The following is a 10,893-nucleotide window of genomic DNA, read 5'->3' as shown; positions in this document are numbered from 1 at the left end:
CAGGCAGGGCGACTGACCCCGTTGAAAGGACAGCACGCAAAAGAAAATGTTTACCAAAGCAAAATCACGTCCAGACTTCACCTCCGAATACAAGAACGGGGCCGTGACATTAGTCGTCTTTACAACCAGGAGGTCACGACCGCTCTTCGAGGGCGAGGTGGTGACAAGACAACTCGGAGTCGTTGGGTGCTGACACTCACGACCCACGGTGAGACCGGATAGACCGAGGGAAGGACAAAGCGTTCCGCCTACTCGGCATTCCGGGCGATACGTACGCAACAGTATCCGTCTCTCGGCGCAAATTGGACCTTGCGTGCGCGCTCACCAGCACCTTCCGCGACCCCAACCAGTAGGGCTAGGTTGGCCGCGCAGATGGTCTCGGTGTGACTCTTTGTAAGCTGGTGGAACGGGCAGTTGTGAAGAAGCAGTCCGCCGTCACCATCGTCCTGAGGTTCATATCCGGTTGACTGCAGCACCACGTCCAATGAGCCGGCACTCATGCCCAACGTTCGACCGTGTTCCACACACACCCGAGTGAGCGACTCCTGGGCGGGCTTCCCTGTGCGATTGGATTGCTCAATGGCAGAGACCAACAGCTCTGCGGCCAGAGCGTAGTGTCGGCCCGGAACGGACACGACGATTTCGTTGGTCGCACGCCGGTACAGCTTGGCCGGCCGTCCAGCGCCAGGACCAGTTCGGCCCGTGCGGCGCTGAAATTCGGTGTCCAACAGCCCGCATCGAGCAAGTCTCTCCAAGTGAAACGCCACCGTCCCGCGCGGAATACCGAGCGCCTCGGCCGCCTCATCACGGCCCATCGGCGTGGCGCTTTGAGAGACGAGATCGAACAAAGTTCGGCGTAACGGGTCGCTGAGCGACGCGATAGCGGAGATGTCGTCCGGCCGTGATTGTTCGTTCATAGTGATAATCGTAACTCTAAAACAAAGTATCTTGACAAAAGAAACGAATGGCTCCTAAAGTTGGGCTACGAAGCTCGCCAGGACACTAGTAAAGAGGAACCATGCCGGATTCTGAGAGTTATGTCATCGTCGGAGCGGGGCTCGCTGGTGCGTCCGCTGCCAGGGCGCTGCGAGAAGAGGGCTTCACCGGGCCGATCCAACTGATCGGCGCCGAGGCGCACCGGCCCTATATCCGACCGCCCCTTTCGAAGGATTACCTCAGCGGATCCAGCGACCGCGACTCTGTATACGTTGATCCCAAGGATTGGTACGCGGAGCATAAGGTTGAGTTGTTCCTCAGCACTTCTGTCGCCAGCGTTGATGCTGCTCACCAGCTCATTCATACTGACGCCGGTGAGGCCTTTGCATACGGAAAGTTGCTACTCACCACTGGCTCGTCTCCTCGCCGCCTGTCGATTCCTGGGGCAGACCTCGAAGGAGTGCACTACCTGCGTACCCTGGAAGACTCCGACATCCTGCGTCCTCTACTTGCAGGCGGAAGTTTGCGTCTCGTCCTAATCGGCTCGGGCTGGATTGGCATGGAGGTGGCTGCGACGGCACGCACCCTAGGAAATGACGTGACGATTCTCGAACGCGACCCAATCCCGCTGGCGAATGCGCTCGGCGACGAGCTCGGCCAGATGTTCGCCGATCTCCACGAACAAAACGGCGTCATCCTGCGGCGCTCGGTGTCCGTTGAAAGCGTTCTCGGACAGGACGGGCGCGCTAGCGCTGTGCAACTCGAAAGCGGAGAGGTCATTCCCGCGGACCTCGTCTTGGTCGGCATTGGTGCCACGCCCAATGTTGCGCTGGCCGATTCAGCGGGGCTCACGATCGATAATGGCATCTCAGTTGATGCGTCGCTTCGCACGAGCGACCCAGCAATCTACGCGGCGGGTGACGTTGCCAATGCCTACCATCCTCTGGCGAAGTTGCGACTGCGCAGCGAACACTGGGCCAATGCTTTGAATGGCGGGAAGGCTGCGGCGCGGTCGATGCTCGGCCAAAAGGTGTCCTTCGACGACATCCCGTACTTCTACACCGACCAGTTCGACGTCGGAATGGAGTACTCCGGATTCGGCCCCCTGACTCGGGGAGCTGAGGTGGTGTATCGAGGCGACCGGGCTGGTCGCGAATTCATCGCCTTCTGGGTGGCGGATGGGAAAGTTGTTGCTGGCATGAACGTGAATGTCTGGGATGTCAACGAAGCCGTGCAAGGCATCATTCGACGTGGCAACCAAGTCGATCGCGCCAAGCTTGCGGATGCCGATGTACCCCTGGAATCGCTGTAATCATGGCTGAAACATGTTTCAGTACCAGCCCCTCCGGGGCACCCATCGCCGCACTCTCGAAGGGAGGAGACAGTACTAGCACTGTCCGTACGATCGCGATATCCGGCGTCACATTTGAAGTTGAAACGACCGTTCCGACCAAGCACGGCACTTTCCAGTTCCGCGCCTACCGCGACCTTGTCACGGGAAGCGAACATCTCGCCGTCGTGTCTGGCACACCAACCGACGGCTGCCTCGTTCGCGTGCACTCAGAATGTCTGACCGGTGAGGTGTTCGAATCTCAGAAATGTGAATGCGGCCCACAACTTGACTCCGCCCTCAACACAATCAATCAATACGGCGGCGTCGTGATCTACATGCGCGGCCACGAGGGACGCGGCATCGGACTTATCAACAAACTCAGGGCCTACCGACTGCAAGAAGCCGGCTTAGACACGCTCGATGCGAACCTCGCGCTCGGCCTCCCCGCGGACGGCCGTGACTACTCTGCCGCGGCTGCTATCCTTCACAACCTCCGACTTCACGCCGTGCGTCTCCTCACCAACAATCCCGACAAGGTCGACCAGCTCACCGGGCACGGGATCACCGTCCTCGAGCGCGTACCACTTACAGCGGGTGCACATCCGGCCAACTCCGCGTATCTGCGCACCAAACGTGATCGCATGGGACACCTCTTTCAACACGCCCTCTGATCTTGAGATCCGAAACCCCGCCGAGCCCATCCTGACCTGACCTGACCTGACCTGACCTGACCTGACCTGACCTGACCTGACCTGACCATACAATCTTCGTTCACCCACCCCCGGATGCTTAGGAATTTTCAAGTAATTCCATTTGGATTCTCAAATGGTTGTGACCGACCCCACTGTCCGAGATATCCGCGCCAGCTCAGTTCGACCTCCGAGAGGTCCCCTTTGTGAGTTGCTTTAGTCAGTATTCACTGACCGTCGTACCGTCGCTCCTCACGTTCACGAAGCAACACTCAAGCTCGGGAACAACATCACTCAATGGGACGTGACCATAATTGGATCCAACATGAGCATTAGCGTCCTCGTCTATACCGGCACATCGAAGTTGGACTTGCGGGCGCTTCTCGTGAGCGTCGTGCTGCCGTAGCAGGAGTTCGGAGGTCTACAAAGCGTTCCTCAGGAGGGTGATAACACCCTTGACCGCTGCGACCGGCTACCGGCTACCGGCTACCGCCGGCATCCGCTCATGTGTCGAATGTTTACGTACCTGTTCGCTTATTCGGGGCGGCAGGAACATGCTGTGGTCATGTCAGTCATCGAGGTAGCACCGCTGGAGCATATCCGGCGCGAGCGCAGTAGCATCAAGTGGACTCGGTTTCCTGCCGACGTACTTCCCTTGTTTGTTGCCGAGATGGATTACCCCCTGGCACCGGAGATTGTCGCGACTCTGGTGGAGCGCGTGCAGGCCTCCGACACCGGCTACCTCGACGGCCCGGGACCGCTTGCTCCGGCCTTCGCCGCGTTCGCCCTGAATCGCTGGGGTTGGAACGTCGACGCGAGCCATGTACACCTTGCCACCGATGTCAGCGTCGGCATCGTCGAGGCCCTGCGCTTGGTCGTGCCGGTTGGCGGCCACGTCTCGATCACCCCGCCGGTCTACCCGCCGTTCTATGAACTTGTGGAGGAGGCCCTCGGCAATGTCGTCGAGACCCCCCTGATCGAGCACGGTGGCACCTGGTTGTTCGACTTCGCGGCGCTGGAGCACAGTTTTGCTTCCGGCATCGATGCCTTCCTCCTGTGCAACCCACACAACCCGCACGGCATCGTCTGGGCGCGGGCCGCACTCGAGAAGCTCGCCCAGCTCGCGGCCCGCTATGACGTCTTCGTGATTTCCGACGAGATCCACGCCCCGCTCACCTACCCCGGCGCCACCTTCACCCCGTTCGCCCCGCTGGCCGTGACCGCCGGTGCGCGCGCCGTGACCGTGACCTCGGCGAGCAAAGGCTGGAACATCGCCGGGCTCAAGTGCGCCATCATGGTCGCGGCCGATGACGCGACCAACGAGCTGCTCAACCGCCTGCCAGAGGAAGTCGCCTGCCGTACCAGCATTCTCGGGCTGCACGCCAATATCAGCGCGTTCGGTTGTACCGACTGGCTCGACAATGCCATCGACCAAATTGTCAGCAACGATGCTCTCCTGAATTCCCTGCTCTGCGAACATCTGCCCGCCGTGATCTATCACCGGCCGCGCGCCAGCTATCTTGCCTGGATGGATCTTCGCCACGTGGGTCTCGGGGACAATCCGTACCAGCGCATTCTCGTCGATGCCCGCGTCGCTCTCAACAGCGGTGAGTCCTTCGGGCTCGGCGGCGAGGGCTTCGCCCGCCTCAACCTGGCCTGCTCCCCCGATACCCTGCGCGAGGCCGTTGCCCGCATCGCGGCGCTCGTCGCCCGGGTGTCGGCCGAGGCGGCTGCCTGATGACTACCCCTGGTCAAACGGATGCCCCGCTCCCGACCCACACCGACGCAACAGGAAGTTCCATGGCCACGCCAGCACCAGCACCAGCTAGATTCAAATCTTCGCCGCTGAACTCTGACGCTGCCGCAGTCGTCGCGCCGATCACCGACTGGGACGGCTTCAGCTTCGACACCCGCCAGGTGCACGTCGGCGAATACGCCGACGAAAACCGCGGCGCGCGCATTCCGCCGCTCACCCTGAGCGCCGGCTACGTCTTCGACTCCTTCGACGACGGGGCTGCACGCTTCAATGGCGGGTCGCGGGAGCCCATCTATTCGCGACAGGGCAACCCCACCAACGCGGTCGCCGAACAGCGACTGGCCTCGCTGGAGGGCGGCTCCGCCTGCGTCGCCGTGTCGAGTGGGCAGGCCGCGATCAGCGCCGCCCTGTTCGCCCTGGCCGAATCGGGTGAGCACATCGTCTCGACCGCGAGCATCTACGGCGGCACTCGAATTCTGCTCGGCCGAAGCTTTCGCCGCATGGGCATTGAGGTCGACTACGTCTGGGACACCGACTCCGACGAAGTCTGGGACGCCGTGATTCGGCCGGAAACCAAGGCGATCTTTACTGAAACCATTCCTAACCCGCGCAACGACGTCGTCGACATTGCCCGCGTTGCCGCCGTCGCCCGCCGCCACGGTATTCCGCTCGTCGTCGACAACACCGTCGCCACGCCGTACCTCATTCGCCCGTTCGAGCACGGCGCCGACATCGTCGTGCACTCGACCACCAAGTTTCTCAGCGGCCACGGCGCCGGGGTGTCGGGCGCGATCGTTGACGGCGGCACCTTCGACTGGGCGGCGAGTTCCCGCCGCTACCCGCTGCTGACCGACTCGCTGCGTCCAGGTTTGCCCTCGCTGCTCGAACGGTTCGGCCCGGCCGCCTACGCCCAGTACGTGCGCGAGGCCGTCGTCAACGACGTCGGTCCGTCGCTCTCACCGTTCAACGGATTTCTGCTGCACCAGGGCATCGAGACCCTGTCGCTGCGTATGGAACGTCACGTTGACAACTCCATCGCCATCGCGCACTGGCTCGAAGAACAGCCCGAGGTCGAGGTCGTCGACTACGCCGGCCTGCCGAGCAGCCCGCTGCACGAGATCGCACAGAAGTACTACAACGGCCGTACCGGCTCGGTGTTCGCCGTCACCGTCAAGGGCGGCACGGAGGGTGCCCGCGCTTTCACCAACGGCCTGCGCGTGTTCAGCCGCATGACCGGAATCGGCGACACCCGCTCGATGGTGCTGCACCCGCTCACCACCACCCACGCCTCGTTTGCCCCCGATCTCAACGCCCGCCTCGGCATCACCGCCGGAATGCTGCGCCTGTCGGTCGGCATCGAAGCGCTCGATGACCTTCAGCTCGACCTCCGCGGGGGGCTCGACCGAGTCGCCGGCATCCTCTAAACGCTAGGTACTCTGAATTCATGAACCTCACTGCGCCAATTTTCACTGCGCCCATTTTCTCCCGCACCCCGGCAGCACGCACCTCGGCCATACTGGGCGCGCTCGTTCTGCTCGCCGCGTTGAGCGGATGCGCCACCACCGATTCCGGGACCGGCTCGCCGGCATCCGCTGGCGCCACCGCCACCGCTGGAGCGGATGCTGCGGCCGTCGATTGCACCGGCGTCAACGTCGTCGTCGACTTCGGCACCCTCGTCGCCGACTCGGTCACCGAGTGCGTCGACGCGACCCAGGCGATTGCCGCGAGCGAGACCCTTGCGATTTCCGGTGTCACAACCGAGGGAAGCGTGGAATACGGCGACCAGATCGTCTGCCGCGTCAACGAGCGCCCGGCTGCCGACGAAACCGTTGTGGTCGATGGCCAGAAATCGTTCACCGAAACCTGCGCTTCGATGCCACCCGCGTACGCGTACTGGGCGCTCTGGGTGAAAGCCACCCCCGACGCCGACTGGGAGTACGCGCAGGAGGGCCTCGGCACGCTCGAGGTCGAGCCCGGCCAGTCAGTGGGCCTCGTCTACACGACCGGCACCGAAACACCCACGCCCGGCAGCTAAGTGTTTCGCCTGCGCCTGGCTCCGCTGCGCGCGGCAGTCGTACTCGCTGTGGGCTTCGTGCTGCTGCGGGTCGTCTACCGCGTCGTGTTTGGCGGATCCGGCACCGGTCCGCTGCTGTTGCTGGATCTTCCAAGACTCCGGCTCGACGGGCCGTTCAGCCACATCACCCTGTTCGGCCCGGTCACCCTACTCGGGCTCGGAAACGCGGCGCAAAGCGCACTGCCGGTCGCCGCCGTCATCGTGTTCTTCGGCCTGCTCAACGCGGTCATCAACGTGCAGGCCCTGTTCGCACGCGGTGCCGGTCGCGGGCCGCTGCGCGCCATCTCCCGTTCGCTCGTGATCGCCTGGGCGACCTTTCCGGCACTGCTGGAGTCGGTGCGCAGGGTGCGGGTCGCCCGCTCCCTGCGCGGAGAACGGTCGATCGCGTCGCTGCTCGTGCCCATTTTCGAGCAGACGATCGAGCGTGCGCTCGCGCTGGCCGCGTCGATGGAAACCCGCGGTTTCGCGGCCACCCGCGTCGTGACCGGCGTGTGCGAGGCACCGGTGGTGCTCCGGGATGCCGGTTTGAACTTTGGCGCTGCGCCTGACAAGACGCGCTGGCATCTGGACGAGCTCAACGTCACCCTCAAGCCAGCTACCCTCACCGTGATCGTCGGCGCGACCGGGTCGGGTAAAAGCAGCCTGCTGCACAGCATGAGCGGTCTGTTCCAGCACTTTTACGACGGTACCCAGCAGGGACGCATCGACATTGTCGGCGCCGACCGGGCCGCGACTCCGCCGCGCGACACCGCCGGATTCGTCGGGCTCGTCGCGCAGAACGTGCGCCTCAGCTTCGCTGCCGAAACAGTACACGACGAGATCGGCTTCGCCCTGGCCGTGCGCAATGTCGCCGCGCCGATCGTGCACGCTCGCGTTCTCGAGGTGGCCGCCCGCCTGAAAATCGAGTGCCTGGTCGACCGTCCGATCGAGCAGCTCTCGGCCGGTGAGGCCAGCCTCGTCGCGATCGCCGCCGCCCTTGTAAACCATCCCCTTCTGTTGCTCGTCGACGAGCCGCTCGCCGACCTCGACACGGCCGCCCGGGATCGGGTCTGCACCGTGCTCGGCCAGCTGGCCCACGAGGCCAGCGTCTGCGTCGTCATCGCCGAACACAACACGCGTGAGTTCGTAACGGTAGCGGATGCCTGGCTCCAGATTCGAAGCAGCCGACTGCACCAGCTTTCCGCCGCCGAGCTCCCGGGCACCGACTTAGCGAACAGTTTTCGTGTCCCGGCACCGGTCTCAACCGCCCTGCGCCCTGCGGTGCCGCTCGCGAGCATCCGTCGGTTGAGTGTTCTGCATCGAACCAATCTGGTCGTGGACGACGTGTCGTTCGAGGTGCAGCCCGGCGAGCTGATCGCGCTGCGCGGCAGCAACGGCGCCGGCAAGAGCAGCCTGCTGCGGACGATCGCGCTGCCGACGGCGGCCGATACTGTCATCGTCTCCGGGAGCGACGTCCATTCGCTCAAGCGGCGCACCCGACGGCAGGCAGTGGCGCTCGTGCCCGAGAACTTCGACGACCTCTTATTTGCCATCACCGTCGGGGAGGAGTGTCGCCGGGCCGATCGCGGCTTGACGGGGGTCAGCACCGCGCAAACCTTCGCGCATTTGCTGGGTTTCGACGTCACAGCGGATGCCGCACCCCTGCTGCAGAGTCACCCGCGCGATCTGTCCGCCGGCGAACGCCTTTGCCTCGTGATGGCTATCCAGCTTGGCGCCCGACCGGCTCTGCTGCTCGTCGACGAACCGACCCGTGGTCTCGACCATCAGGCGCGCACCCTCGTGAGTGCAGCGCTGCTGACGGCCGCCAGCCACAGTGCCGCGGTCATCTTCGCCACCCACGACGACGACTTCGCGCTCGGCCTCGCCACGCGAACGCTTTGCATGGAGGCCGGCCGGCTGTCTGCCCCGATCACGGTGCGCCTGTGACCGAGCAGAGCGGGCCCCGCGATGACGTCATTGGCACCCCAGACACAACAGGCTCGAGCGTACTCGCTCTTAGCGATCGTCTGCGCGAACGTGCGGATCGTGCGCAACCGCGCCGCGGCATCCGCTGGACGTCGTGGATTCTCGGTGGCGGCAGCGTGCTCGCCGCGGCCGCCTTCGCGTGGCCGTTCTTCGTCGGGGCGGTGCCGGCCGACGCGCAGGTCGCCGTTCCAATCATCGCCTTCGCGCTCATTCCGGCCCTCCTCGTGGCCCTCGCGCTCACCCTCGACCGCGAAATGTACATGGCCAAGACCGTCGCCCTGCTCGGCGTACTCTCTGCCGTCGGCGCCGCCGTGCGCATTGCTGGTGCCGGAGTCGGCGGGGTCGAGGCCGTCTTCGTGCTGCTCATCCTGGCCGGGCGTGTCTTCGGTGCACGCTTCGGTTTTTTGCTCGGCTTGCTCACCATTGCAGTGTCGTCGGTGCTCTGGGGTGGCTTCGGCCCGTGGACCCCGTTCCAGATGTTCGCTTGCGGGTGGGTCGGTGCCGGTGCCGGGCTGCTTCCCCGCTGGCACGCTTCCGGCTCTCAGCGGTGCCGCATCCGCTCGGAAATCGCCCTCCTGGCCGCCTACGGCGTGGTTGCGTCTTATCTGTTTGGGCTCCTGATGAACCTCTGGTTTTGGCCATTCGCGGTGGGCAGTGGCACCGACATCTCCTATGAAGCCGCCGCCGACCCCGGCCAGAACCTGGCCTCGTTCGCGCTCTACTCGCTTATCACCTCAACCCTCACCTGGGACACCGTGCGTGCCGTTACGACAGTCGTCGGCGTCGCTTTGGTCGGCCCGGCCGTGCTCGCGGCTCTGCGGCGAACGAAGATTTCTCCACGTCGTTGACCGGGCGGCCGCTGTCCCTTCCGGGAGGAGAAACGAACGAACGTCCGCAAGATGGATACCCTTGCCGAACCCTCTAAACGTGTAACGGTCCGATACCGAGGTCTCGAATACGCAACCGTTGTGGATACTCGTCGCGATGAACCTCGACGATGCCACACCGACCGGCCCGGCCTTCCTCGGCTCGCTGGCGCTTGCGCCGGTGTACGCCGTGATCCAGTGCAGTGAGGTTTACCTGCACCACGCGACCCCGCCGCTGTGCAAGAGAAGTACCGGCGAACCGGCGACAGAGCCGAACCTATTCACGTGCCTGAACTCGAGCCTCGCACGTCTGACGGATGCTTCAAGGCCGTGCAATCTCATCATGGCTTGCTTCCCCTCTCCATCTTCGGCGCTCCAGCATTTCCGTCTCGAAGTGTTGCCAGCAGGGCTGCCGGCGTTTCGGGATCGTCGAGACTGATCGCGAACTGCTTCTCGTTTCGCGTCGTCACAATCAGCCCGGGCCCCTTCCTCAGAATGACAGTGGATCGACCGGGCATAATTCGATACCCCCACCCGCCCCACTCGGTGGGTCGAAGTTCGGCGGCCTCGACAGCATCAATGGCATCTAAACGGATGCGTTTCAACGGAATCCGAAATATCGCCGAAACCACCCGCAGACCGCGCCAATCTGCGGTCACGCGCAGCCGAACGAACGACGCAACTAAGACAATGGCGACAGTCATCACGGCTATGCCAAAGATTTGGTCCGAAGCCCGCCCGGCAACGACCGCTGGTCCATAGATCACGGACCCGAGAACGATCAGTCCAATCGCCACCCAAAGGAACATGTTTCCCCTGATTGTTTGGGACCAGGCACCAATGGCACTGGGCGCGAATTCGATTCGCCTCTCGACGTCCGTCGCCTCCAGCGGGGACCTTGGTGCGATAAGGAACGGGATGATTCCGTAGCCAGCGGCGACGAATGACACGATAACCCATGCTCCGAGAACAACTTCATACGGGTCGCCGACCTGCATCGTCAGGCCAGCGGAGATCAACCACGTGGCGGCACCCATCCCGCCGAACACTCCCAGAAAGAAATAGGCACCTCGCCTGGCCCGCGCGCTGATCCCGGGCCAGAAACTTATTGCGACCCCGGCTACGGCTGGCACGCCCGTCATTCCCAGGTTAAGAGTGAGCAGTGCTCCCACAGCCATTACGTCGTCGGCCGGCCCCCTACGTGCCAGGGTTGGGTGAGGCCAGTAGCTAACAGCAAGTCCGCCGTGTGACGTAGGGCGAGAATCAGGAATCAT

General features: G+C 63.6%; 8 protein-coding genes and 1 pseudogene. 7 read left to right on the top strand and 2 right to left on the bottom strand.

All coding sequences use genetic code 11. The features are described 5' to 3' along the window. Nucleotides 1-248: 248 nt before the first annotated feature. The gene (locus CXY71_RS22510; RefSeq protein ID WP_104133932.1) at nucleotides 249-917 is read right to left on the bottom strand and encodes a helix-turn-helix domain-containing protein; all 669 of its coding nucleotides are present in this window, start codon (nucleotides 915-917) and stop codon (nucleotides 249-251) included. A 101-nt stretch (nucleotides 918-1,018) separates the two neighbouring features. On the opposite strand from CXY71_RS22510, the gene CXY71_RS01345 reads away from it, so the two are divergent. From CXY71_RS01345 to CXY71_RS21640, 7 genes and pseudogenes are all read left to right on the top strand, one after another. Further along, complete coding sequence (locus CXY71_RS01345) at nucleotides 1,019-2,248, top strand: NAD(P)/FAD-dependent oxidoreductase (protein WP_104133931.1); 1,230 nt, start codon at nucleotides 1,019-1,021, stop codon at nucleotides 2,246-2,248. Between the two features lie 122 nt (nucleotides 2,249-2,370). Further along, a pseudogene (gene ribA / locus CXY71_RS01340) lies at nucleotides 2,371-2,940 on the top strand (GTP cyclohydrolase II); the annotation flags it as partial. Between the two features lie 583 nt (nucleotides 2,941-3,523). Continuing rightward, nucleotides 3,524-4,696 (top strand): MalY/PatB family protein, encoded by a 1,173-nt coding sequence (locus CXY71_RS01335; RefSeq protein WP_104133933.1) that lies wholly within the window; start codon nucleotides 3,524-3,526, stop codon nucleotides 4,694-4,696. Next, nucleotides 4,696-6,138, top strand: coding sequence for an O-acetylhomoserine aminocarboxypropyltransferase/cysteine synthase family protein (locus CXY71_RS01330; protein ID WP_233204321.1), 1,443 nt, complete (start codon nucleotides 4,696-4,698; stop codon nucleotides 6,136-6,138). The genes CXY71_RS01335 and CXY71_RS01330 overlap by 1 nt, the downstream gene beginning before the upstream one ends. 20 nt (nucleotides 6,139-6,158) lie before the next feature. Then, entirely contained in the window at nucleotides 6,159-6,749 is a 591-nt protein-coding gene (locus CXY71_RS01325; protein WP_104133928.1) for a hypothetical protein, read from the top strand. Then, nucleotides 6,750-8,714, top strand: coding sequence for an ATP-binding cassette domain-containing protein (locus tag CXY71_RS21645; RefSeq protein WP_104133927.1), 1,965 nt, complete (start codon nucleotides 6,750-6,752; stop codon nucleotides 8,712-8,714). Next, nucleotides 8,711-9,601 carry an ECF transporter S component gene (locus CXY71_RS21640; RefSeq protein WP_233204320.1) on the top strand — a complete coding sequence of 297 codons (891 nt, stop codon included), beginning with the start codon at nucleotides 8,711-8,713 and terminating at the stop codon, nucleotides 9,599-9,601. The genes CXY71_RS21645 and CXY71_RS21640 overlap by 4 nt, the downstream gene beginning before the upstream one ends. A 359-nt stretch (nucleotides 9,602-9,960) precedes the next feature. Here the strand turns inward: CXY71_RS21640 and CXY71_RS01310 are convergent. After that, nucleotides 9,961-10,893, bottom strand: a 933-nt coding sequence (locus CXY71_RS01310; RefSeq protein ID WP_104133925.1) for a hypothetical protein, incomplete at its 5' end; no start/stop codon positions are given.

It is taken from the genome of Cryobacterium sp. Y62 (assembly GCF_002929785.1).
Lineage (GTDB): Bacteria > Actinomycetota > Actinomycetes > Actinomycetales > Microbacteriaceae > Cryobacterium.
Note: the sequence above shows the minus strand (reverse complement) of the source record. Positions and strands in the feature narration are given on the sequence as shown.